The sequence below is a fragment of the Streptomyces sp. NPDC000880 genome (assembly GCF_053599675.1).
Genome location: NZ_JBSFMS010000041.1, coordinates 1 through 22,976, shown reverse-complemented (window position 1 = coordinate 22,976; position 22,976 = coordinate 1). Strand labels below are relative to the sequence as shown.

General features: G+C 71.3%; 19 protein-coding genes and 1 pseudogene. 5 read left to right on the top strand and 15 right to left on the bottom strand.

Annotation, left to right across the window (positions count from 1 at the left end; genetic code table 11):
- Positions 1 to 228: 228 nt before the first annotated feature.
- Together ACWDO5_RS16130 and ACWDO5_RS16125 are read left to right on the top strand one after the other, a co-directional pair.
- Positions 229 to 678, top strand: a complete 450-nt coding sequence (locus ACWDO5_RS16130) for a Rieske (2Fe-2S) protein (RefSeq protein ID WP_450530903.1) — start codon at positions 229 to 231, stop codon at positions 676 to 678.
- A 23-nt stretch (positions 679 to 701) separates the two neighbouring features.
- Positions 702 to 1,451, top strand: a complete 750-nt coding sequence (locus ACWDO5_RS16125) for a nucleotidyltransferase domain-containing protein (protein ID WP_450530902.1) — start codon at positions 702 to 704, stop codon at positions 1,449 to 1,451.
- Here the strand turns inward: ACWDO5_RS16125 and ACWDO5_RS16120 are convergent.
- The 13 genes and pseudogenes from ACWDO5_RS16120 to ACWDO5_RS16060 all read right to left on the bottom strand — a co-directional run bounded on the left by ACWDO5_RS16120 (position 1,383) and on the right by ACWDO5_RS16060 (position 15,279).
- Positions 1,383 to 2,135 carry a nucleotidyltransferase domain-containing protein gene (locus ACWDO5_RS16120; protein ID WP_450530930.1) on the bottom strand — a complete coding sequence of 251 codons (753 nt, stop codon included), beginning with the start codon at positions 2,133 to 2,135 and terminating at the stop codon, positions 1,383 to 1,385. The genes ACWDO5_RS16125 and ACWDO5_RS16120 overlap by 69 nt on opposite strands.
- Before the next feature lie 27 nt (positions 2,136 to 2,162).
- The gene (locus tag ACWDO5_RS16115) at positions 2,163 to 3,185 is read right to left on the bottom strand and encodes an ADP-ribosylglycohydrolase family protein (RefSeq protein WP_450530929.1); all 1,023 of its coding nucleotides are present in this window, start codon (positions 3,183 to 3,185) and stop codon (positions 2,163 to 2,165) included.
- A gap of 5 nt (positions 3,186 to 3,190) precedes the next feature.
- The gene (locus tag ACWDO5_RS16110) at positions 3,191 to 3,910 is read right to left on the bottom strand and encodes an NUDIX hydrolase (RefSeq protein ID WP_450530901.1); all 720 of its coding nucleotides are present in this window, start codon (positions 3,908 to 3,910) and stop codon (positions 3,191 to 3,193) included.
- Positions 3,911 to 3,930: 20 nt separating this feature from the next.
- Positions 3,931 to 4,167, bottom strand: a pseudogene (locus tag ACWDO5_RS16105) (nicotinamide riboside transporter PnuC); the annotation flags it as partial.
- Positions 4,168 to 4,258: 91 nt separating this feature from the next.
- The gene (locus tag ACWDO5_RS16100) at positions 4,259 to 5,356 is read right to left on the bottom strand and encodes a pseudouridine synthase (protein WP_450530900.1); all 1,098 of its coding nucleotides are present in this window, start codon (positions 5,354 to 5,356) and stop codon (positions 4,259 to 4,261) included.
- Positions 5,356 to 5,922: an SMC-Scp complex subunit ScpB gene (gene scpB, locus ACWDO5_RS16095; protein WP_450530928.1), complete on the bottom strand. Its 567-nt coding sequence runs from the start codon at positions 5,920 to 5,922 to the stop codon at positions 5,356 to 5,358. The genes ACWDO5_RS16100 and scpB overlap by 1 nt, the downstream gene beginning before the upstream one ends.
- 32 nt (positions 5,923 to 5,954) lie before the next feature.
- Positions 5,955 to 7,313, bottom strand: a complete 1,359-nt coding sequence (locus tag ACWDO5_RS16090) for a segregation/condensation protein A (RefSeq protein WP_450530899.1) — start codon at positions 7,311 to 7,313, stop codon at positions 5,955 to 5,957.
- A 48-nt stretch (positions 7,314 to 7,361) separates the two neighbouring features.
- Entirely contained in the window at positions 7,362 to 7,928 is a 567-nt protein-coding gene (locus ACWDO5_RS16085; RefSeq protein WP_450530927.1) for a hypothetical protein, read from the bottom strand.
- Positions 7,925 to 9,070: a ParA family protein gene (locus ACWDO5_RS16080; protein WP_450530898.1), complete on the bottom strand. Its 1,146-nt coding sequence runs from the start codon at positions 9,068 to 9,070 to the stop codon at positions 7,925 to 7,927. The genes ACWDO5_RS16085 and ACWDO5_RS16080 overlap by 4 nt, the downstream gene beginning before the upstream one ends.
- Before the next feature lie 380 nt (positions 9,071 to 9,450).
- Entirely contained in the window at positions 9,451 to 10,566 is a 1,116-nt protein-coding gene (gene ald, locus ACWDO5_RS16075) for an alanine dehydrogenase (RefSeq protein WP_450530926.1), read from the bottom strand.
- Between the two features lie 143 nt (positions 10,567 to 10,709).
- A complete protein-coding gene (locus tag ACWDO5_RS16070; protein ID WP_450530897.1) occupies positions 10,710 to 12,755 on the bottom strand; it encodes a tetratricopeptide repeat protein in 2,046 nt (681 codons plus the stop codon).
- A 163-nt stretch (positions 12,756 to 12,918) separates the two neighbouring features.
- On the bottom strand, positions 12,919 to 13,545 hold the full coding sequence (locus tag ACWDO5_RS16065; protein ID WP_450530896.1) for an NUDIX domain-containing protein: 627 nt from the start codon (positions 13,543 to 13,545) through the stop codon (positions 12,919 to 12,921).
- 84 nt (positions 13,546 to 13,629) lie between these two features.
- Positions 13,630 to 15,279 (bottom strand): CTP synthase, encoded by a 1,650-nt coding sequence (locus ACWDO5_RS16060; protein ID WP_450530895.1) that lies wholly within the window; start codon positions 15,277 to 15,279, stop codon positions 13,630 to 13,632.
- A gap of 407 nt (positions 15,280 to 15,686) precedes the next feature.
- On the opposite strand from ACWDO5_RS16060, the gene ACWDO5_RS16055 reads away from it, so the two are divergent.
- From ACWDO5_RS16055 to ACWDO5_RS16045, 3 genes are all read left to right on the top strand, one after another.
- Positions 15,687 to 17,489, top strand: coding sequence for a glycoside hydrolase family 15 protein (locus tag ACWDO5_RS16055; RefSeq protein WP_450530925.1), 1,803 nt, complete (start codon positions 15,687 to 15,689; stop codon positions 17,487 to 17,489).
- A gap of 97 nt (positions 17,490 to 17,586) precedes the next feature.
- The gene (locus ACWDO5_RS16050; RefSeq protein WP_450530894.1) at positions 17,587 to 18,984 is read left to right on the top strand and encodes an FAD-binding oxidoreductase; all 1,398 of its coding nucleotides are present in this window, start codon (positions 17,587 to 17,589) and stop codon (positions 18,982 to 18,984) included.
- Positions 18,985 to 19,120: 136 nt separating this feature from the next.
- Positions 19,121 to 20,746 carry a PucR family transcriptional regulator gene (locus ACWDO5_RS16045; protein WP_450530893.1) on the top strand — a complete coding sequence of 542 codons (1,626 nt, stop codon included), beginning with the start codon at positions 19,121 to 19,123 and terminating at the stop codon, positions 20,744 to 20,746.
- 88 nt (positions 20,747 to 20,834) lie between these two features.
- Here the strand turns inward: ACWDO5_RS16045 and ACWDO5_RS16040 are convergent, their stop codons facing one another.
- Both ACWDO5_RS16040 and ACWDO5_RS16035 read right to left on the bottom strand, forming a co-directional pair.
- Positions 20,835 to 21,926 carry a glycosyltransferase family 4 protein gene (locus ACWDO5_RS16040; RefSeq protein WP_450530892.1) on the bottom strand — a complete coding sequence of 364 codons (1,092 nt, stop codon included), beginning with the start codon at positions 21,924 to 21,926 and terminating at the stop codon, positions 20,835 to 20,837.
- 90 nt (positions 21,927 to 22,016) lie between these two features.
- Positions 22,017 to 22,796, bottom strand: coding sequence for a hypothetical protein (locus ACWDO5_RS16035; RefSeq protein ID WP_450530891.1), 780 nt, complete (start codon positions 22,794 to 22,796; stop codon positions 22,017 to 22,019).
- Between the last annotated feature and the right edge of the window lie 180 nt (positions 22,797 to 22,976).

The following is a 22,976-nucleotide window of genomic DNA, read 5'->3' as shown; positions in this document are numbered from 1 at the left end:
CGGCTGCCGCGACCACCCTTCGAGCGCGGGCCGAGCGCCGAACACGGCCAATGTCACCCAGAGCGGACAGCACTGCCAGTTGGGCCGCCCGCCCGCGCGGACTGGGCTGTCGGACGTACAGCACGCGCCTGATGCGGCACACGCTGCCCGGCTTGCTTCTTCTTCGGCGCTTTGAGCGCCAAGATGCTCGGTGATCCTTCTGAAGGTCACGACAACAGGGAGACAGCCATGGACGCGCGACGAAGGACGCTTCTGGCGGCGGGCGCGGCGGGCGCCGCCGCCCTGGTCGGCTGCGGCGACGGGGACGAGAGCGGCTCCGCGTCCGAGCAGCCGACGTCGGCGGCGCCGGGCACGACCGAGCCCGGCACCGGCTCGACCAGCGCACCGGCCGGAGAAGAGCTCGCCAAGACCTCCGCCATCCCGGTCGACGGAGGCAGGATCTTCGACACCGAGAAGGTCGTGGTGACACAGCCCGAGAAAGGCGAGTTCAAGGCCTTCTCGGCCATCTGCACCCACCAGCGCTGCCTGGTCAGGACGATCGCGGCCGGCACCATCGACTGCCCCTGCCACGGCAGCAAGTTCCGCATCACGGACGGCTCGGTCGCCGAGGGCCCCGCCACCACACCCCTGCCCGAGAAGCAGATCGCCGTCTCCGGGGACACCATCCGGCTGATCTGACCGCCTCACGTACCCTCTCGCGCATGACGCCCGAGGTGACGCCCGAAGCACTCGTCCGCGACCACACCGTCTACTCCTGCGTGATGGGCTCGCGCGCCTTCGGGCTGGCCACGGACGGCAGCGACACCGACCGCCGCGGGGTCTTTCTCGCCCCGGCCCCGCTCTACTGGCGCTTCGACAAGCCTCCGACGCATCTCGATGGCCCTGCCGACGAGCAGTTCTCCTGGGAGCTGGAGCGCTTCCTGGAGCTCGCGCTGCGCGCCAACCCGAACGTCCTGGAGTGCCTGCACTCCCCCCTCGTCGAGCGCGTCGACGACACCGGCCGGGAACTGCTCGCCCTGCGCGACGCGTTCCTGTCCCGGCAGGCCCACCAGACGTTCGTGCGCTATGCGGTGGGCCAGCGCAAGAAGCTGGAGGCGGACGTCCGTCAGCACGGCGCCCCGCGCTGGAAGCACGCCATGCATCTGCTGCGGCTGCTCGGCAGCTGCCGGGATCTGCTGCGTACGGGCGAGCTGGTCATCGACGTCGGCGCCGACCGGGAGCGGCTGCTCGCGGTCAAGCGGGGCGAAGTGCCGTGGCCTCGGGTCGAGGCATGGATGACGAGCCTCGCGGACGAGGCCGCCGCGGCGGCGGCGGGCTCACCACTGCCGGCCGAGCCCGACCGGGCGCGGGTCGAGGACTTCCTGTTCCGCACCCGCCGGGCGTCAGCGCTCCAGGCGTACGCGGACCACGAAGTCGCGCAGGGCCTCGTACGCGGTGGGCTCGTCGGGTAGCCGCGAGGCCAGCCGCGCCTCCTCCAGGACTTCGTGCAGCGCTTTGACGTCGGCGCGCACCCGTTCCCGGTCGACGCCGGATGCGGGGCCGTGTTCGGCATCCGCCTTGGCCGCTATCAGCTGTGGCAGATGCCCCGGGGCGTCGACCTCCCCGAGCAGGGTCGGCAGATGAGCCTGCACTTCGCCGCTGCGCATCAGGTGGATGCCGGTGAGCAGCGCGCGGAAGGTGTACAGCAGCGGTTTGAGCTCCCCGGTCTTCTCGAAGAGCCGCCACTGGGTGTTCGCGAACCCCCGGTAGTGGTGGGTGTGGTGGCTGGTGAGCACGCCCGGGGCGAGCGCGGCCAGCTCCGCGTGCGCGTCCGAGGTGTGCACCACCAGCGGTGAGAGCAGCTGTTCCAGCACATATCCGTTGCGCCGCAGCATCAGCCGTACGAACTTGCGTACGTCGTGCGTGACCAGGTCCATCTCGACGCCGTCCCGGTCCCACATCCGGGACCGGGTCTCCTCCGGCTCGCTCAGCCCCAGCAGCTCCTCGACGGGCAGCAGATGGACCCCGCGCAGGTCCACGTCCGAGTCCCGGGACGGGAATCCGTACAGATGCGCCCCGGAGACGGTGGTGAAGAGCAGCGGGTCGGACTGTTCGTCGGCGACGGGGCCGAGCCCCATGTCGAGCGGATCAGTCAGCGGGCCGGTCAGCGGATCAGTCATGGATCAAGAGTCCCAGAGGGCCCCGAGCGACATCAGGTCGCTGCGGTACTCGATCCGCTCGGACCACTCCTTGGGCCAGGCGCCCGCCCCCAGATGCGCGCCGGCGAGAGCGCCCGCGATGCTGGCGATCGAGTCCGAGTCGCCCTTGGTGCAGGCGGCTCGGCGCAGTGCCGTGACCGGCTCCTCGGGGAAGAGAAGGAAGCACAGCAGAGCGGTGGCGAGGGCCTCTTCGGCGATCCAGCCGTCGCCGGTGGCCAGGCACGGGTCCGTCTCCGCGTTGGCCGTGCGCACCGCTGTCGCGAGCCGCTCCAGGACCTGCAGGCACTCGTCCCACCCCCGCGCGATGAACGCCTCGGGCGTCGGGTCGTGGGAGTAGGTCCACAGGTCGCCGAGCCAGTGGTGGTAGTAGTGGCTGCGCATCTCGTACGCGTACGAACGCAGCTGGCCGACCAGGCCCATCGGCTCCGCGCCCTGTGCCAGCAGGAACACCGCGCGCGCCGTGAGGTCGCTCGCCGCGAGCGCCGTCGGATGGCCGTGGGTGAGCGCCGACTGCAACTGCGCGGCGCCCGCCCGCTGTTCCTCGCTCAGCCCCGGTACGAGACCGATGGGCGCGACCCGCATATTGGCGCCGCAACCCTTGGAGCCGATCTGGCTGGCCTCGTGCCAGGGCCGGTCGCTGTCGAGTATCTGGCAGGCGACCAGGCAGGTACGGCCGGGGGCGCGGTTGTTCTCCGGGGAGTGGTACCACTCGACGAACTCCTCGCGCACCGGCCCGGTCAGCCGGGAGGCGACGAGCAGCCCGCGGTCCATCGCGGTGCGTATGCCGCGCGCCAGGGCGAGCGTCATCTGGGTGTCGTCCGTGACGATCGCGGGCCTGGGCAGGTCCATCTCCCGCCACGGCCCGCACTTGGCGAGGATCTGGGGCACGTCGTTGAACTCGGTCAAGAAGCCCAGCGCGTCCCCGAGCGCGAGCCCGATCAGCGAGCCGGTGGCTGCTTGCTTGGTGATGGTCCTCGTGGTCCTCATGGCGGTCATGCGTGCCGTCCTTCCGGTCGCAGGAGTGGAGGGTGCAGGGCCGAGGCGGCACCCGCTCGGTACAGTGCGGCCGGCTTCCCGCGGCCGCCGGTGCGGCGCGGCGGGCCCTCGACCGCCTCGACGAAGCCGGGTGTGGTGAGGACTTTGCGCCGGAAGTTGGGCCGGTCGAGGTCGACGCCCCAGACCGTTTCGTACACCCGCTGCAGCTCGCCGAGCGTGAACTCGCGCGGGCAGAAGCTTCTTGCCAGGCAGGTGTATTCGAGCTTGGCGCCGATCCGGTCGTGCGCGTCGGCGAGGATCCGGTCGTGGTCGAAGGCGAGCCGGGCAGCGGTGAGCGGCATCCACTGGGCCTGCGCCGCGTCCCCGCCGCCGCGCGGCTCCGGGAGATCCGGCAGCAGCGCGGTATAAGCGACGGACACGACCCGCATTCGCGGATCGCGGTCGGGGTCGCTGTAGGTCCGCAGCTGCTCCAGGTGGAGGTCGGCGACGGTCTCTCGCGACAGGCCGGTCTCCTCGGCCAGTTCGCGGCGTGCGGCCTGCTCGGCGGACTCCCTGGGCCGTACGAAGCCGCCCGGCAGTGCCCAGGCGCCCTTGTACGGGTCCTCCCCGCGCTCGACGAGCAGGACGTGCAGCCGTCCCTCGCGGACGGTGAAGACGGCGAGGTCGACGGTGACCGCGAAGGGCGGGAAGGCGCCGGGGTCGTAGCCCTGCATCATCGTTTCTCCGGAATGGGGGGCGCGAGGGTCCCCACCGCCCTCGCCGCGAGCGGCCACGTCCACTCGGTGCGCGGGGTGCGGCACACCGGGAGGGTGTCGGAACCTGGTCCACCCCCGTGGGTCCAGGTCCACCGGCCGTTCACGGCGAGGGTGGCCATGTGCCGGCGGGCGACGAGCCGGACGCGGAGCACGCCGCTGCCGAAGCCGATGAGTTCGACGACGCCCGAGAGACTCACGCCCGCCCCCTTAATAGTCATGTTGACTATAAAGGCGAACGGGCCTGTCCCACAAGACGCGAGAAGCCCGCGGCCGAAGGTGACCGCGGGCTTCGTTCGAGAAGTGGTGTGGTTACAGGCCGACTTCCTTCATCAGCATGCCGACCTCGGTGTTGGTCAGGCGGCGCAGCCAGCCCGACTTCTGGTCGCCCAGTGCGATCGGCCCGAAGGACGTCCGTACGAGCTTGTCGACCGGGAAGCCGGCCTCGGCGAGCATCCGGCGCACGATGTGCTTGCGACCCTCGTGCAACGTCACCTCGACCAGGTAGTTCTTGCCGGTGTTCTCGACGACCCGGAAGTGGTCGGCGCGGGCGTAGCCGTCGTCCAGCTGGATGCCGTCCTTGAGCCGCTTGCCCAGCTCGCGTGGGAGCGGGCCCTGGATGGCGGCGAGGTAGGTCTTCTTCACGCCGTACTTGGGGTGGGTCAGCCGGTGGGCCAGCTCGCCGTGGTTGGTGAGCAGGATGATGCCCTCGGTCTCGGTGTCGAGCCGGCCGACGTGGAAGAGACGGGTCTCGCGGTTGGTGACGTAGTCACCGAGGCACTGGCGCCCGTCCGGGTCTTCCATCGTCGACACGACACCGGCCGGCTTGTTCAGCGCGAAGAAGAGGTGCGACTGGGTGGCGACGGTCAGCCCGTCGACCTTGATCTCGTCCTTGTCCGGGTCTACGCGCAGCCCCTGCTCGACGACGATCTTGCCGTTGACCTCGACACGGGCCTGCTCGATCAGCTCCTCGCAGGCACGGCGGGAGCCCATGCCGGCCCTGGCCAGCACCTTCTGCAGCCGCTCGCCCTCCTGCTCGGCGCCGGGGAACGTCTTGGGGGTCTTGATCTGCGGCTTGTCGGCGTACCTGTCCCGGTTGCGCTGCTCGATCTTGGCGTCGAGCTCACGGGGGCGGGCCGGTGCACCGCGCCGGGAACCCTGAGGCTTCTGCGCAGGTTTCGGGCCGCCCTTGGCGCCGCCGCGCGCGGACGCGCCGCGGCCCTTGCGGGGGCCGCCCTCCTCGGTGGAACCGCCCACGTCGTAACGGCGCTCCTCGGGCCGGGGGCGGCGGGGGCGCTGCCCCTGCTTGTCGTCGCGCCCCTTCCCGCCGGCGCCCCGGGAGTCCCGGTTCCCGCCGACGCCCCGGGAGTCCCGGTTGCCGCTTCCGCTGTTCCTGCCGCTGCTTCGCATCAAAATTCCGTCTTGTCGTCTGCGTCGGTGTCCGGTGCGTCCGGATCGAACGACGGCACACCCTCTTGCGTCTCGGCCTCGATCGCCTCCGCCTCAGGGAGAAAGGGCGCGAGCTCCGGGAGCTCGTCCAGGCCGCGCAGGCCCATCCGCTCCAGAAAGTAGTTCGTCGTCCTGTACAGGATCGCACCTGTTTCGGGTTCCGCGCCCGCCTCCTCGACCAGACCGCGCTGGAGGAGAGTGCGCATGACGCCGTCGCAGTTCACTCCGCGTACGGCCGAGACGCGCGAACGGCTGACCGGCTGGCGGTACGCGACGACCGCGAGGGTCTCCAGGGCGGCCTGGGTGAGCCGGGCCTGCTGCCCGTCGAGTACGAAGCGCTCCACAGCTTCGGCGTGCTCGGCCCGCGAGTAGAACCGCCAGCCGCCCGCGACGAGCCGCAGCTCGAAGCCGCGGCCCTGGACCGTGTACTCGTCCGCCAGCTCCCGCAGCGCGTCGGCGACGGCCCGGCGCGGCTGCTCCAGGACCTTGGCAAGGTGCTCCTCGGTGGCCGGCTCGTCGACGACCATGAGGACCGCTTCGAGCGCGGGCTTGAGATCGCTCACGCCTTCTCCTCCTCCTGGTTCTGGCGAACCTCAGAATCGAATTCATCGGTGACGTTCCCGGCCGACTCACCGCCGGTCCACTTGACCACGAGTTCCCCCAGGGCGTCGTCCTGCTCCAGGACGACGGCCTTGTCGCGGTACAGCTCCAGCAGCGCGAGGAAGCGCGCGACGACGGTGAGGGTGTCGGGCGCGCCCGCGGCGAGCTCCCGGAAGCTGAGCTCACCGGCCTCCCGCAGCCGCGCCACGACCACCTCGGCCTGCTCGCGCACGGACACGAGGGGGGCGTGGATGTGGTCGACGTACACCTGCGGCTTGGGCCGGGGCTGCATCGCCTTCACGGCGAGCTTGGCGAAGCCCTCCGCGCCGATGCTGATGACGACCTCGGGCAGCAGCTCGGCGTACTGGTCCTCGAGCCCGACGGTACGGGGATACCGCTTGCCCTCTTCCTCCAGCCGCGCGCTGAAGATCTCGGCGATCTGCTTGTACGCGCGGTACTGCAGCAACCGCGCGAAGAGCAGGTCCCGCGCTTCGAGCAGCGCGAGGTCGGCCTCGTCCTCCACCTCGGCGGTCGGCAGCAGCCGGGCGGCCTTGAGGTCGAGCAGGGTGGCGGCGACGACGAGGAACTCGGTGGTCTGGTCGAGGTCCCAGTCGTCGCCCATGGCCCGGATGTGCGCCATGAACTCGTCGGTGACCTTGGAGAGGGCGACTTCGGTGACGTCGAGCTTGTGTTTGGAGATCAGCTGCAGGAGGAGATCGAAGGGCCCTTCGAAGTTGGCAAGCCGCACCTTGAACCGCCCATCGCCGACGGCTTGCTCGGCGGGGTCGCCTTCGACGGCCTCGGCCTCGCCCGGGGCGCCGGGCCGGCCCGCGTCCGCCTTGCCGGGCGGGTCGGTCCCGGCCACACCCGCCTCGACGGGGGCGTCCGGCGCCCTCGGGATGCCGGGCCGGGCGGCGTCGGGCCCGCCGGGCGGGTCGGTCCCGGCCGCGTCCGGCCGCATCTCGGGTTCGCCGACGGCGGCTTGCTCAACGGCCTCGGCCCCGCCGGGAGCGCCCGTCTCCGGCTCGCTCGGGGTGTCGCACTGGCCGGCCTCCGGCCTGCCGGGAGCGTCCGGGGCGCGCGGGCCGGGGTCCTGGTCTTCGCCGCGCAGCGGGCGGCCGGAGTCCGGGGGCCCGCCCCCACCCGCGGCCGAGCCGCCAGTCGATACAGCGGGAAGGGGCGAGTCAGGGGCAAGCTCACCCGCCGCACCGTCCCCCACCGCGCCCGGGCCGCGGCCCAGCGAGCGGCGGGGTGAGCGCAGCGGGCTGTGCCCCCCGGCCGAAGGCTGGGGGAGGGCGGAGTCATCGGTCGGGGGCATCGCGGTCCAGGGGCAAAAGGGGCAGGCAGTGCAGCGCGCAGGCTACCGTCAGCGCCCGCGCAGACGTCGCACGAGAATGCTCGCCTCGCCGCGCTGCTCAAGATCCGCCAGTACCACCGCCACCGCCTCGCGGACGATCCTCCCGCGGTCGACGGCGAGCCCGTGCTCGCCGCGCAGCACCAGCCGCGCATGCTCGAGGTCCATCAGTTCCTCGGCCGAGACATAGACCGTGATCTTCTCGTCGTGCCGTTCGCGGCCGCTGGGCCGGCGGTTCGCGCCACGCCCCCGGCGGCGCGTCTGTCCGGTCGGCGACACGGCGGCGGCTCCCGCAGAGGCCGCATCCTGCGGGCGACGGGCCTTCGGCGCGGCCTCGGCCTCCGTCCCCCGGCTGCGCCCTTCCGCTGAGGAGTCCGCGTCCGCCGCGGAGTGTTCCTGGGACGACGAGGAGGACGAAGCCGGCTCGGCCGCGCCATCGCCGACCGGATCGCTCTCCCCCGCCGGCGCCGGCACCCTCGGCTCGCCGTTCGCCTTGCGGCGCTGAGACGCAGGGGAGGAGGCCTGCAGCGCCATGCCCCCGGTCGTACGGAACAGCTCGTCGGCCCCGGGCAGACTCACTCGGCGTGACACCGGGCGAGCACCTCCCTGGCGAGCTGACGGTACGCGGCGGCGCCGACGGAGTTCGATGCGTACGTGGTGATGGGCTCACCGGCCACCGTCGTCTCCGGGAAGCGCACAGTCCGCCCGATCACCGTGTGGTAGACGTGATCGTCGAAGGCCTCGACCACCCGCGCCAGCACCTCGCGGCTGTGCACCGTGCGCGAGTCGTACATCGTGGCGAGGATGCCGTCGAGCTCCAGGTCGGGGTTGAGCCGCTCCTGGACCTTCTCGATCGTCTCGGTCAGCAGCGCCACCCCGCGCAGCGCGAAGAACTCGCACTCGAGCGGCACGATCACCTTGTGCGCGGCGGTCAGCGCGTTCACCGTGAGCAGACCCAGCGACGGCTGACAGTCGATCACGATGTAGTCGTAGTCCGACATCAGCGGCTTCAGCGCGCGCTGCAGCGTCGACTCGCGCGCGACCTCGCTCACCAACTGCACTTCCGCGGCCGAGAGATCGATATTGCTCGGCAGCAGGTCCATGTTGGGCACCGCGGTCTTCAGGAGCACATCGTCCGCCGCCATGCCCCGCTCCATGAGCAGGTTGTAGACGGTGAGGTCGAGCTCCATCGGGTTGACGCCGAGGCCGACCGACAGGGCTCCCTGTGGGTCGAAGTCGACGAGCAGCACACGCCGTCCGTACTCCGCGAGCGCGGCGCCCAGGTTGATGGTCGACGTCGTCTTGCCGACGCCGCCCTTCTGGTTGCACATCGCGATGATCTTCGCGGGACCGTGGTCGGTCAGCGGGCCCGGGATCGGGAAGTACGGCAGGGGCCGCCCGGTGGGGCCGATCCGCTCACGGCGCTGACGCGCGGCGTCAGGGGCGAGGGTGGCCGCGTACTCGGGGTCCGGCTCGTACTCGGCGTCGGGGTCGTAGAAGTGCCCCTCGGGGACTTCCTCGTAGGCGGCGAAGTGGGTGGACTCTCGGCCACTCTCGTTGCCGGCCATGGCGTTCACGTGTTGGCCGTCCATCATCTTCATCGTGTGGGCTGTCGTCATGTGCGTCGTGTGCTGGCGTGTCGCGAAGGTTCGGACAGCGACGGAGCCGACAGCCTCGAGCCCGGGCTGCTCTGTTGACGGGACCCGGCCCCTCGCAGGCATACCTGGTTGACCACCCCCGGGAGTAAATGTCGACTCATTCACAAGTCGTCTTACCTCCTTGGACGTGACCAGGAAACTTTATCGATAGGTCAGCGTGGCACCATGCCGACGGTTGGCGACTCTATGGCGTGTCACCGGTCCGCAGCAACACAATCCGCCGGACCCGGCCGGATGTGTCGGCAACCGAACACCCTTCTGTCAAGAGTGCTCAGGACTCCCGGCGTGACCTGGCCCTCAGGTTTCGGGGGTGCGCGAAACGGTTAAAGGGTTACGTTCGACGCGAGTTGAGCGAGCGTCGCAAACCGGTCGGATACACGTCCGGCCGGACCATGCCCGGCAAGGTCCGGCCGTGGGAGTGACGTTGACGACGCCGTTGACGCCTAGCCGAGGAGCGCGCTCAGTTCGACGCTCTGAAGGCCGTGGGCCTCGGCGACCGGGCCGTAAACGACCTGGCCGTCATGGGTGTTGAGGCCCTTGGCGAGCGCCGGGTCGCGGCGCAGCGCCTCGACCCAGCCGCGGTTCGCGAGCTCCACGATGTACGGCAGCGTCGCGTTGGTGAGCGCGTAGGTGGAGGTGTGGGGCACCGCGCCGGGCATGTTGGCGACGCAGTAGAAGACCGAGTTGTGGACCATGAAGGTCGGCTCGGCGTGGGTGGTCGGACGCGAGTCCTCGAAGCAGCCGCCCTGGTCGATTGCAATGTCGACAAGTACACTTCCCGGCTTCATCTTGGCGACGAGCCCGTTGGTGACCAGCTTCGGGGCCTTGGCGCCCGGGATGAGAACGGCGCCGATGACGAGGTCCGCCTCGACGACGGCCTTCTCCAGCTCGAAGGCGTTGGAGACGATCTTCTTCACCTTGGTACCGAAGACCCTGTCGGCCTCGCGCAGCTTGTTGATGTCACGGTCGAGCAGGGTGACGTGGAAGCCCATGCCGACGGCGATCTGCGTGGCGTTCCAGCCGGAGACACCACCGCCGATGACGACAGCCTCGCCGGGCGCCGTGCCCGGGACGCCGCCCGGCAGCACACCACGGCCGCCGACCGAGCGCATCAGGTGGTACGCGCCGACCTGCGGGGCCAGCCGGCCCGCGACCTCGGACATCGGGGCGAGCAGCGGCAGCGCGCGGGTCGCGGTCTCCACCGTCTCGTACGCGATGGCGGTGGTGCCGGACTCCAGCAGGGCGTCCGTGCACTCGCGGGACGCGGCGAGGTGCAGATAGGTGAAGAGCGTCTGGTCCTTGCGGAGGCGGTGGTACTCCTCGGCGACGGGCTCCTTGACCTTCAGCACCAGGTCGGCGGTGGCCCAGACCTCGTCCGCGGTGGGCAGGATCTGCGCGCCCTCGGCGACGTACTCGTCATCCGTGATCGAGGAGCCGACACCGGCGTTCTGCTCAATGAAGACCTGGTGGCCATAGCGCACGAGCTCGTGCACGCCGGCCGGGGTGATCGCCACCCGGAACTCGTTGTTCTTGACCTCGCGGGGGATGCCGACCTTCACGTCGATCACGGTCCTTGGCTCAGGGGATACAGGAGGCATTGCCATACATACCCGGATACGCACGACGCACCGGATGACACCACGAGAACACGTGGCGGAGCCAGTCTAATGAAGGATTTTCAGCTGTCTAGCCTTACAAAGCATCAATCCTTGGCTGAAGTGCTACGGATTTCGTAGGTGGAACCCTTCTCTCCGAGCAGTCTTTCCGCAGCGGAGCGGTGCAGCCGGGCTGCCGCCGGATCGCCCAGCCGGTCGAGGGTGTCGGCCAGCCTGAGCTGCAGAGCTGCCTGCAGCCGTACGTCCCCGGCCTGCCGCGCCCAGTCCACCGCCTCCTTGCAGGTGTGCAAGGACTCCTCCGGCCGGCCCGCATATTCCTGTACGCGAGCCGCCTCGCTCAACGCTCGTGCCTGGGACGGGAGATCGCCCGCTCTGCGGTAGCCGGCCACCGCGGCCCGCCAGCTGCGCAGCGCGTCGCCGTACCGGCCGGCGTAGGTGTGCACGGCGCCGAGCCGGCCGTACAGCCGTGCCTCATCGGCCCGCTCGCCGCGCGCCTGACGCTGGGCGAGCGCCCGTCCGTACCAGTCGGCGGCCCGCTGCCAGTCCCCCAATTCCTGGTAGGCGCCGCCTACGGATTCCATCGCGCGACCGGTCGCGTACGGATCGTTCGCGGCCCGTCCGGCGTTCAGTGCGGCCCGGTAGCGGGCCAGCGCCGCCTCGGTGCGGCCGGTTTGCGCGTCCAGATCGGCGAGATTGAGCAGGGCCGCTGCCTCTTCCCGGTGCAGCCCGCGCCGCTCGGCGACGCCGAGGACCAGCTGGTGCAGGCCGTAGAGCTCGGGAGCGGCGGCCTCGGTGCCGCGATGCGCGGCCAGCGCCCTGACCAGCGCCGCAACCAGCCGGTGCGCCAGGGTGTCCAGCCCGCCGTCCTCGACCGCGAGGCGCGCTGATGCCAGCAGGGCGGGAAGCCGCGCGCTCAGCCACTCGGCCGCGACGGGCGCGTTCGGGAAACGCAGCGCGCTCGGCAGCCCGGTCAGCTTCTTGCGCGCCGGGGAGCCGTCCGGCTCAGTGATGGCACGGCAAGACTGCAGCTGACGTACGGTCCGCTCCAGCATCCGGGCCCGGGCCAGCTGCACCTCGGCAGGCCGGTCCTGCCTCTCCACCAAGGCACGCAGCATCGGCAGGAGACACCCCGGCACCACGTACTGCCCTCCCTCTGCCTCCGGCGGGGGGACTCCCACCGAGTGCAGCAGGCCGAGGGTGGCGAAGTCGTCCAGCGTCGACTGCGCGGCCGGGACCGAGCAGCCGGCCAGCGCGGACGCGGTGTGCGCGTCGGCAAGCCCGCCCGGCGCGAGGGCCAGCAGTCGCAAAATCCGGGCGGCCGACTGCGGCAGAGACTCGTACACCAGCCGGAAGGCCCGGGCCAGTGGCCTTGCGCCCCTGGGCTGCGCCCCGTCGTCGGGCACTCCCCGCAGCCGCTTGGCCACGTCGGCGACGGACGCCCTCGGCCTGGCTGCGAGCCAGCCGCCGACCAGGACCAGGGCTGCGGGAAGCCCGCCGCACTCCTCGGCGATGGACTCGGCGGCCTGCGGGTCGACGGTGATCCGCACCGACCCGGTGAAGGTGCTGAGCAGTTCGATCGCGGACTTCGCGTCCATCCCGCCGAGCGTGCACGGCCGTACGTCGGGGATGCCGGTCAGCGGCCCCTCGGAGACCGCCACGGCCAGGCAGTCGGGGTTGTCGGGCAGCAGCGGGTCGACCTGCTCGGCGTCACCGGCGTCGTCGAGGAGCAGCAGCATCCGGCGTTCCGCGAGTGCCTCGCGGACCATCTCGGTCAGCTCGTCCTCGCCGGCGCCGGGCGGCGCTGCGATGCCGAGGGAGTCGAGCAGCTCGCGGGCGGCCGAGTCCATCGGGACGCGCCGCCCGCCGGGTTCGGTCAGCCGGACGCGCAGCACCCCGTCGGGATAGTCGGCGGCAAGCCGGAAGGCGAGTTCCTCGGCGAGTGCGGTACGACCGGATCCGGGGCGCCCGGCGATCAGGAGGACGCGGGCGCGGGGTGCCTTGCGTCCGGACAAGGTGTTCAGGCCGGCCCGTTCGATATCGGCCCGCAGGGACTTCAACTCCCGCTGACGCCCGAAGAACTGGTCCCGGGACGCCCCGGCCTGGCCGCCCAAGTCCACCGCCTGATCCGCCACGGGCCACGCTCCCGTCCAGTCCGCGCACGAGCCGAGCCCGCCGGGACTCCGCACGGGCGTTCCGAGCGTAGTTCACGCTCTGCGACGATCCCTGCGGAGCGTGGCGGGGGCATCGCCCGATCGGATCAGCAGATCGTCAGACAAGGCCCCGTTCGGACCTGGCTCAGGCCTCGAAGGGGCGGGCCGGCCAGGGGGCCTCGGCCGGGCGCAGCGTGTCGAAGCCGTCGCCCGCCAGTGCGGCGGTGGCCGCCAGGACGCCCACGACGAGGCAGGAGTTGTGCAGGTCACCGGCGAGCACGCCACGTACGAGCTCGTCGAGCGGTACCCGCGCGAGCTCCATGTCGGCCTCCTCCTCCGAGACCTCGAAGCGCTCGCCCTCGGCCTCCGACAGATCGCGGGCGAGGAAGATCCGTACGGCCTCGTCGCAGCCGCCCGGCGAGGTGTAGACGTCCGCCAGCACCCGCCAGTCCTCGGCCTTGACGTGCGCCTCCTCGTACAGCTCGCGCTGCGCGGCGTGCAGCGGGTTCTCACCCGGCACGTCCAGCAGGCCGGCCGGAATCTCCCAGAGCCGGTGGCGCACGGGGTGCCGGTACTGGCGCAGTACGAGGACACGGCCCGTGTCGTCGAGCGCGAGTACCGCCACCGAGCCGGGGTGAACCTGATAGTCCCGCCGCGCGATCGTGCCGTCGGGCATGACCACGTCGTCGGTGCGGACGCTGGTCTTGTTACCCCGGAAAGGCGTCGCGGTAGCGGCGACGTGCCACTCCTCGGGCGTGTCCTTGACGGTCATGAAAACGTCCTCCCACCACACACAACAGAAACCGGGGTACGGGAACCCAAAAGCCCCGTACCCCGGCAACCGTATCGCCTGTGATTACTTGCCCGTCCTGCGCTCCACCGCGGCCTTCACCAGGCCCGCGAAGAGCGGGTGCGGGCGGGTCGGGCGGGAGCGCAGCTCCGGGTGCGCCTGGGTGGCGACCAGGTAGGGGTGCACCTCGCGCGGGTACTCGACGTACTCCACGAGCTTGTTGTCGGGGGACGTGCCCGAGAAGAGGATGCCCGCCTTCTTCTCCAGCTCGGCGCGGTAGGCGTTGTTCACCTCGTAGCGGTGGCGGTGGCGCTCTTCGACGTACGGCTGGTCGCCGTAGACCTCGCGCACGATCGAGCCCTCGGCGAGCTTCGCCGGGTAGAGGCCGAGTCGCATCGTTCCGCCCAGGTCGCCCGCGCCCTCCACGTACGCAAGCTGCTCCTCCATCGTGGAGATCACCGGGTGAGCGGTGGCGGCGTCGAACTCGGTGGAGTTCGCCTCGGGGATCTCAGCGAGGTTGCGCGCGGCCTCGATCACGATGCACTGCAGGCCCAGGCAGAGGCCGAGCAGCGGGATCTTGTTCTCGCGGGCGAAGGTGATCGCGCCGACCTTGCCGGTCACACCGCGGTCGCCGAAGCCGCCGGGGATGAGAATCCCGTCGACGTCGCCGAGCTGCTTCTGCGCGCCCGCCGGGGTCTTGCAGTCGTCGGAGGTGACCCACTTGACCTTGACGCGGGCCTTGTTGGCGAAGCCTCCGGCGCGCAGCGCCTCGGTCACCGAGAGATAGGCGTCGGGCAGGTCGATGTACTTGCCGACCAGCGCGACCGTGACCTCGTGGTCGGGATTGTGGACGCGGTCCAGCAGGTCGTCCCAGGTGGCCCAGTCGACATCGCGGAACGGCAGGTCCAGCTTGCGTACGACATAGGCGTCGAGGCCCTCGGTGTGCAGCACCTTGGGGATGTCATAGATCGACTTGGCGTCGATGGCCGCGACCACGGCCGCCTCGTCGACGTCGCACATCAGCGAGATCTTGCGCTTGATCGCGATCGGCACGTCACGGTCGGCGCGCAGCACGATCGCGTCCGGCTGGATACCGATGTTGCGCAACGCGGCGACAGAGTGCTGGGTCGGCTTGGTCTTCAGCTCGCCGGACGGGCCGATGTACGGCAGCAGCGAGATGTGTACGACGAAGACGTTGTCGCGGCCGACCTCGTGGCGGACCTGGCGGACGGTCTCCAGGAACGGCAGCGACTCGATGTCACCGACGGTGCCCCCGACCTCGGTGATCACGACATCGACGTCGTCGGTGGCCATGCGCCGGATGCGGTGCTTGATCTCGTTGGTGATGTGCGGGATGACCTGGACGGTGTCACCGAGGTACTCACCGCGCCGCTCCTTGGCGATGACCGTGGAGTAGACCTGACCGGTGGTGACGTTGGCCGAGCCGTCGAGGTCGACGTCGAGGAAGCGCTCGTAGTGCCCGATGTCCAGGTCGGTCTCGGCGCCGTCGTTGGTGACGAACACCTCACCGTGCTGGAACGGGTTCATGGTGCCCGGGTCGACGTTGAGATACGGGTCGAGCTTCTGCATCGTGACCCGAAGGCCCCGTGCCTTGAGCAGCGCGCCCAGGCTCGAAGCCGTGAGGCCCTTGCCGAGGGAGGAGGCGACACCCCCGGTGACGAAGATGTGCTTGGTCGTCATGGATTTGGGCGGCATCGCCAAGAGGGGGCTCCCGTGGTCGCGAGGTGAGGTGCGTACCGGCCTGCCTCCGAGGGGGTCGGGGGGTGCCGTCGCTGCGGTTTCGGGGCCCCTGTTTCACACAGGACGGCCACCGGTCCACGGGGTACCAGGGTATCAGCGACAGCGCGTGACTGCTTCCGGCCAGTCATGCTCTGAGTGGACACGCCCCTCAGCGAGGGCTCACCCTTGGCTCACCCGTTCGGCCGTGTCAGGTTGCCGAGACAGCCGCGCGGATCATCAGGGTGCGTCGTATCCTGCTCGGACACTCGCTGCCGAGCGATGTAAAGGGCGCGGGCGAAGCGCATCGAGCAGGGCTCGTCAACGACCCTTGACTGCAGTAAGCGCCCTGCGGGGCGGACATGGCCGTTCGACTGGAGATGCACGTGGCCGGGCGCATCGAGGATTACGCACTTATCGGAGACATGCAGACCGCTGCCCTGGTCTGCCGGGACGGCACAGTGGACTGGCTGTGCCTACCCCGCTTCGACTCGCATGCCATTTTCGCCGGCCTGCTCGGCACCGAGGAACACGGTTTCTGGCGGCTGGGGCCTGCGCACGCCGCGGAGGCCGAGCCGCCGACGGCCGACCGGCGCCGCTACCGCGGGGACTCGCTGATCCTCGAATCGGAGTGGGACACACCGCGCGGCACGGTCCGCGTGACGGATTTCATGCCGCCGCGTGACGGTGCGCCGCAGCTGATCCGGATCGTGGAGGGCGTGAGCGGGCGCGTGCCGATGCGCTCGGCGCTGCGTATGCGGTTCAGTTACGGGCGTGTGGTGCCGTGGGTCCACAAGGTTGACGGGCGCACCGTCGCCGTCGCCGGGCCCGACTCGGTGTGGCTGGACGCCGAAACCGAGACGTACGGCAAGGACCTCACCACGTACTCCGACTTCACCGTCGCTCCCGGCGAGCGGATCGCGTTCACGATCAGCTGGCAGCCCTCGCACCACCGGCCGCCGGCGCTGCCGGACCCGGAAGGCTCCCTGGAGGCGACCGCCGACTTCTGGCGGGAGTGGGTCGAGCACTGTACGTACCACGGGCCCTACCGCGAGGCCGTGGTCCGCTCACTGATCACGCTGAAGGCGCTGACGTACGCGCCGACGGGCGGGATCGTTGCCGCGCCGACGACGTCGCTGCCGGAGGAGATCGGCGGCGTACGCAACTGGGACTACCGCTACACCTGGCTGCGCGACGCGGCGATCACCCTGTCGTCGCTGCTGCGCACCGGCTACCGCGAGGAGGCCCGTGCCTGGCGCGAGTGGCTGCTCCGCGCGGTCGCCGGCGACCCGGAGAACCTGCAGATCATGTACGGGATCGCGGGTGAACGGGAGCTGGGCGAGGCCGAGTTGGACTGGCTCCCCGGCTACGAGAACTCCGGCCCGGTCCGGGTCGGGAACGGCGCCGCCCACCAGCTTCAGCTGGATGTGTACGGCGAGGTCACCGAGGCCCTGCATCTGGCCCATATGACGGGTCTGGCCCGCAACGACTACGCCTCGCTCCTCCAGCTCAAACTGATTCGCTATCTGGAGAAGCACTGGGACCAGCCTGACGAGGGCATCTGGGAGGTGCGCGGGCCGCGCAGGCACTTCGTGCACTCCAAGGTCATGGCCTGGGTAGCCGTCGACCGGACCATCAAACTGATCGAGTCCGGGGACGCGGACGGGCCGATCGAGCGGTGGCGTGAGCTGCGCGACGACATCCACCGCGATGTCTGCGAGAAGGGTTACGACAAGGAGCGCAACGCCTTCACGCAGTCGTACGGCTCCAAGGAGCTGGACGCCTCGCTGCTGCTGATTCCGCAGATGGGCTTTCTGCCGCCGGACGACAAGCGCGTCATCGGAACGATCGAGGCCATCCAGCGGGAGCTGTCGACCGAGGACGGCTTCGTACTGCGCTATCCGACGGCAGGCGAGGAGGCCGGCGTCGACGGCCTCGAGGGCGACGAGGGCGCGTTCCTCGCCTGCTCGTTCTGGCTCGCCGACGACCTGGCGATGATCGGGCGGGTGGACGAGGCACGGCGGCTGTTCGAGAAGCTGCTGTCGCTCCGCAACGACCTGGGGCTGCTGGCCGAGGAGTGGGATCCGAAGCTCAAGCGTCAGGTGGGGAACTTCCCGCAGGCGTTCAGCCACGTTCCACTGATCGACACGGCGCTGCGGCTGACGGCTTCGGGAGCGTACGGAGGATAGCCCGGCGGCGCGGCAGGGCCTTCTCCCCGACTGATCACGTCCCGCCCGACGGGACTACGATGAGAAGGTCCCCTCGCGCCCTCGAAAGGGGGCCACTATGGCGCCCCAAGGCATAGCGGACCCGGCTCTGGCCGGTTTCCGCGAGAAACTGACCGGGGAAGCAATCACCCCTGGTGACAAGGGATACGACGAGGCCCGCGCGGTCTTCAACGGCATGATCGACCGGCGGCCCTCCGTGATCGCCCAGTGCGAGACGCAGGCGGATGTGGCCCGGGCGATCCGCTTCGGGAGAGACGAGGGCCTTCAGATCGCGGTCCGCGGCGGCGGTCACAGTGTCGCGGGCATGTCGCTGACCGACGGCGGGATCGTGATCGATCTGCGCCGGATGCACACCGTGAGCGTCGATCCCGACTCGCGTGCGGCACGCATCGGCGGCGGCGCCACCATGAGCCATCTCGACCGCGCGACACAGCCGTACGATCTGGCGACCACGGGCGGCCGCGCGTCAACCACCGGCGTGGGCGGCTTCACGCTGGGCGGCGGATCGGGCTGGCTGGAGCGCAAGTACGGACTGGCCTGCGACAATCTGCTCGCCGCCGAGCTGGTGACCGCCGACGGCAGCACGGTGCACGCGAGTGAGGACGAGAACCAGGAGCTGTTCTGGGCGCTGCACGGCGGCGGCGGCAACTTCGGCGTGGCCACCTCGGTCACCCTGGAACTGCACGAGCTGCCCGCGATGAGCATGGTCATGCTGGTGTTCCGGCCGGAGGCCGGACCCGAAGTGCTGAAAGCCTTCCGCGACTTCGGGAAATCCGCCCCGGATGAGGCCGGCGGCGGCTGCATCTACCTCACCGGGCCGCCGGAGCCGTTCGTCCCCGAGCAGCTGGTGGGTGAGCTCATGCTCACGGCGCTGGTCACCTACACGGGCAGGGAGGCGGAGGCCCGCGAGGTCGTCGAGCCGCTGCTGGGGCTCGGTCACGAGTCAGAGGTGATCGCGGAGCTTCCGTACGCGGAACTGCAGTGCATGCTCGACGACCCGCCCGGGATGCGGAACTACTGGTCCGCCGAGTATCTGGAGAGCTTCCCGGACGAGGCAGTGGACGTCTTCTGCTCCCATGCCTCCGCCATGCCGGTGCCCTCGAGTTCGCAGCACATCCTCTTCCCGATGGGCGGCGCGGTGGCGCGGGGCCGGGCGGACTATCCGGTGCCGTGGCGCGCATCGCCGTGGGCCGTCCATCCCTTCGGCATCTGGGACAGCCCGTTGGACGACGAACGCGGCAAGCAGTGGGTCCGCGACGTCCGGGCCGACTTCGCGACCTGGTCCAGCGGCACGGTGTATCTCAACTTCATCGGGCAGGAGGGCCGGGAGCGGGTGGTGTCCAGCTTCGGCGCCGACAACTACAAGCGGCTCGCCTCGGTCAAGGCCGAGTACGACCCCGACAATGTGTTCCGGCTGAACCACAACATCCAACCGGCCTCGCCGAACGGCGCGTGACACCAGCCGTAACCGTCGGGGGCCTGACAATCGCCCAACTGACCGGCACGGTAGCGTCCGAACCCAGGGTGACGCCGCCCCTCGTCCACGGCGGCGTCACCCGTCCGGCCCGAGTGAATTCGCGAGGCGAGAGTCAGTGGAGACCCAAGGTGGAATCACGGTGCAGCGGGCGCTGGAGCTGCCCGGGCTGCGCGGCGGTCTTCCGGAGGTCGTCGCCGGCGCGGACCGGCTGCAGCGCACGGTGCGGTGGGTGCACGCCGGCGAGGTGCCGAACATCGCCTCCCTGCTGAAGGGCGGCGAGCTGCTGCTCACCACGGGCCTGGGCCTGGGCGCCCGGCCGGCCGAGCAGCGTGCCTTCGTACGGCGGCTCGCCGACCGCGGGATCGCCGCGCTGGTGGTGGAGCTCGGGCCGCGCTTCGACCGGCTGCCCGCGGCGATCGTGGAGACGGCGCGGGCGGCCGGGCTGCCGCTGGTGCAGCTGCACCGCGAGGTCGCCTTCGTCTCGGTGACCGAGGAGATCCACACCGAGATCGTCAATGGACACTACGCCTTGCTGCGGCAGGCCGAGGATGTGCACCGGCGGTGTACGGACGCGCTGCTCGGCGGGGGCGGGGTGCCCCAAGTGCTGCGTATCCTCGCGGACTTCACAGCGAACCCCGTCTTCCTGGAGACGGCCGACGGGCAGCTGCTGTACGCGACGGCCTCCGAGTCGGGGCAGGCCGGCGCGGATCCGCTCCAGGTGTGGGACGGACTGCGCGGGCAGCGGGCGGCGCGGGAGTCTCCGCCGGCCGGAACGGTCCTGGTGGACGTCCCCGGTGGCGGGCAGGGGGCGGCTTCGGTACGTGCCCGGCTGGTGCTGCCGACCGTGGGCTCCCCGCTGCTCACGGTGCACCGGATGGCGGCGGAGCGGGCGGCCGGGCTGCTGGCGGTCGTCCTGATGCAGGCCCGCCAGGAGGAGGAACTGGCGGCGCGCGGCCGCGGCGACTTCCTGACGGACCTGGCGGAGGGCCGCATCACGGCGGAGGACGCGCCGGCCCAGGCCCGCGTCCTGGGCTTCAAACCGGGCGAAGGACCGCTGCTGCCGGTCGTCATGCGCCTGGCCACCGAGCTCTCCCCCTCCGGGAACTGGGCGCTGCTGGCCCGGGCCGTGCTGGAGGAGCTGTCCTCGGTGGGCGTACCGGTGCTGCTGGGCGTACGCCCCGTGGAGGGCCGGGTTCCGCTGCTGCTGGGCCTGCGCTCCGAGTCCGAACGCACGGCGGTCGCGGACCGGGTCGCTGCGGCGCTGCGAGCGGGCGTGGAACGGGCCGGCCTGGAGAGGGCCGGCGCGCACCCGCCGGTCGTGGTGGTCGGCATGGCGGGCGGCTGGGCGGCGGCATCGGCGGGCCTGCGCCACGCGGCGGAAACGGCGACGGCGGCGCAGGGCCTGTCCCATCGCCCGTGGTACGACGCACGCCGCCTGGACATCGACCTGCTCCTGTGGCGCCTACGGGACCACCCGGACCTGGCTGCCTTCGTGGACCGCGCGATCGGCCCGCTGCGCGAACACGACCGGGCGTCCCGCCCCCCGCTGCTCCCCACGCTGCAGACGTACCTGGCCCACGCGGGCCGCAAGGCGGAAACGGCCCGCGAACTCCACCTGAACCGCCAGACGCTGTACAACCGTCTGGCCCGCATCTCGGAACTCCTGGGCACGGACTTGGACGACCCCCAGACGGTGCTGGCCCTGAGCCTGGCACTGAGGGCGAGGCGTCACGTGCCGTGAGGGTGAGACGGGCCCCGGGGGGGTGCGGAGGTGCGGGTGTGCGGTCAGGCCCGAGGTGCGGGTGTGCGGTCAGGCTCCGCTCCCAGGGTCAGGCGCCCCGTCCCGCCACCACCTCGTCGTACACGCTCAGCACCTGCGCAATCGTGTCGTCCTCCGTTGGCCACGTCCCCGCCTGCGCCAGCCCCGCCGCCGCGAGTTCCTCCCGCCGCCGCGCGTCCCCCAGCAGCCGTGCCACCGTCTCGCCCAGCGCGGCCGCGTCGCCGTAGGGGACCAGTTCCGCCGCCTCGCCCACCAGTTCCGGCACCCCGCCGACCGCCGTCGCGACCAGCGGGACGCCCAGGCGCAGCGCCTCCTGGGCGAGCAGGGAGCGGGCCTCCCAGCGGCTCGTGAGCAGGGCCACGTCCGCCGCCGACAGCAGGTCGGCGATGTCGTCGCGGCGGCCGATGAGCCGCACCGGCAGCTCCTCCGCCTCGATGCGGCGCTGGAGCGCGCCCCGCTCCCGTCCCTCCCCCGCGATCACCACCAGTGGCATCGGGTCCAGGCCGCGCCACAACCGCGCCGCGTCCAGCAGCGTCCTGTACCCCCGGCGCGGCTCCAGGCTGCCGACGGCCATCAGCAACGGCCGGTCCACCACGCCCAGTTCGGCCCGCGCCTTGCCCTCGATCGCGCCGGCCCCACCCCGCGGCGCCGGCGCCGCGACCGGTGCGAGCCTGGCGTCACGGGCGCCGCGGACGCGAGCCCGGTCAACCAGTTCGGAGCAGGTGCAGAGCACAACTGCCGCCGCCCGCACGGCCCTTCGCTCCAGCAGCCGCAGCACCCGACCACGCGCCAGCGCCCCGTCGTCGTGCGAGCGCGTGTGCCAGGTGACGACGAGGGGCACGCGCTGCCCCCTGAGCGCCAGCGTGGTGCGTACGGCGGCGTGCAGCCCGTGCGCGTGCACGACGTCGGCCCCCGCGCACGCCACACGCAGCGCCCCGACAGCCGCCGGGTCGCTCCGACGCGGCACGGGCGCGAAGTGCGCCCTGGCTCCCGGGAAGTCGCAGAGGTGCTCCAGTTCGGCGGGCGCGCACACCGTCACCCGCACGCCCCGCGCCACCAGCCCCGCGGCCAGCGACCTGACGTGCGCGCTGCTGCCCGCACTGCCGCCGCCCAGCACCTGGACCGTACGCAGCTGTGTCACGCGCCAAGGATGCCAGCCCGTACGCACGTTCCGGCACCGCCGGTATGTCGCGGCCGTGTCAGGTACCGGGCGGACGTGTCGTGGGATCACTCACATGGGGGATCCGGCGAGCCTGCTGACCTCGTCCCCGTACGCCGCCGCGGCAATCAGGACCGCCGCGTGAACGGCCAGTCCCGCGCGGCCGTTGCCCGCGGCGATCGCGGCGCCGAGGGCCGCGCCCAGGGCGTGGGCGCCGGTGTCGCCGAGCATGGTCCGCTCGCCCAGGTCCTCCGTGAGGATCGCGGCGGCGGCTCCCATGGGAGCCGCGGCGAGGGCGCCCGCGCTGCCGCCCCGCAGCAGCCCGGGCGCGCCGATGCCGAGCACGGCGACGGCGGCCCGCCCCGGGGCGACGTCCACGAGGTTCACTAGGTGCGCGGTGCCGGCGATCACGATCCCGGCGAGCAGCTTGTCGGCCGGCCGCTCCTTGAGCAGCGCGCCCGCGGCGAGCCCGGCGGCCCCGATCCCGAACAGCTTGACGACCCCGCTGGTCACCTCGCGCTGCCCAAGCGCGGCCAGGTGCGCCCGGAACCCGCGGCGTGGGTCACCGGCCCCGGCGATGTCGTCGTACGCCCCGCACGCCCCGGCCGCGACCACCGCGAGCCCTGCCGCGCCCCGGGTCCGGGCCGGCACGGTCCCGAGCGCGGCTCCGACCGCCGCGGCGGGCCCGGCGTAGAGGTCGACGGTGCGGCCCGCGTAGTTCTTGCGCTGCCACTGGGTGGGGTCTCCCGGCGCGCGCCTGCGCAGCGCTTCGTAGACGCCGCGGGTCGCGCCGAGCGCGGTGACGAACGCGGTAACACGGCCGCCGGGCCTGGGGTTCTGCGCTGCTCGCATACGCCCCACCCTAGGACGTGTTTTAGAAGTCCCTCCCCCAGAGCTTCGCCTGGGAGGGTGCCCCCACCCCGCGACGCCTGGCACGCACTCCCCCAGACTTCGTCCGGGGGTGCCCCCACCGCCTTGCGATTGCACGCAGCCGTGGGGCCCCAGGGGCCGCCCCGCCGGCGGGCCGGGCGA

Excerpts from the sequence above, each read along its gene's own strand:
- ACWDO5_RS16110 (WP_450530901.1), bottom strand. The coding sequence starts at position 3,910 with ATGATGCAGGGCTACGACCCCGGCGCCTTCCCGCCCTTCGCGGTCACC.
- ACWDO5_RS16080 (WP_450530898.1), bottom strand. The coding sequence starts at position 9,070 with ATGCCTGCGAGGGGCCGGGTCCCGTCAACAGAGCAGCCCGGGCTCGAG.
- scpB (WP_450530928.1), bottom strand. The coding sequence starts at position 5,922 with ATGGTCGTCGACGAGCCGGCCACCGAGGAGCACCTTGCCAAGGTCCTG.
- ACWDO5_RS16090 (WP_450530899.1), bottom strand. The coding sequence starts at position 7,313 with ATGCCCCCGACCGATGACTCCGCCCTCCCCCAGCCTTCGGCCGGGGGG.
- ACWDO5_RS16130 (WP_450530903.1), top strand. The coding sequence starts at position 229 with ATGGACGCGCGACGAAGGACGCTTCTGGCGGCGGGCGCGGCGGGCGCC.
- ACWDO5_RS16125 (WP_450530902.1), top strand. The coding sequence starts at position 702 with ATGACGCCCGAGGTGACGCCCGAAGCACTCGTCCGCGACCACACCGTC.
- ACWDO5_RS16035 (WP_450530891.1), bottom strand. The coding sequence starts at position 22,796 with ATGCGAGCAGCGCAGAACCCCAGGCCCGGCGGCCGTGTTACCGCGTTC.
- ACWDO5_RS16065 (WP_450530896.1), bottom strand. The coding sequence starts at position 13,545 with ATGACCGTCAAGGACACGCCCGAGGAGTGGCACGTCGCCGCTACCGCG.
- ACWDO5_RS16050 (WP_450530894.1), top strand. The coding sequence starts at position 17,587 with ATGGCGCCCCAAGGCATAGCGGACCCGGCTCTGGCCGGTTTCCGCGAG.
- ACWDO5_RS16100 (WP_450530900.1), bottom strand. The coding sequence starts at position 5,356 with ATGCGAAGCAGCGGCAGGAACAGCGGAAGCGGCAACCGGGACTCCCGG.
- ACWDO5_RS16115 (WP_450530929.1), bottom strand. The coding sequence starts at position 3,185 with ATGAGGACCACGAGGACCATCACCAAGCAAGCAGCCACCGGCTCGCTG.
- ACWDO5_RS16060 (WP_450530895.1), bottom strand. The coding sequence starts at position 15,279 with ATGCCGCCCAAATCCATGACGACCAAGCACATCTTCGTCACCGGGGGT.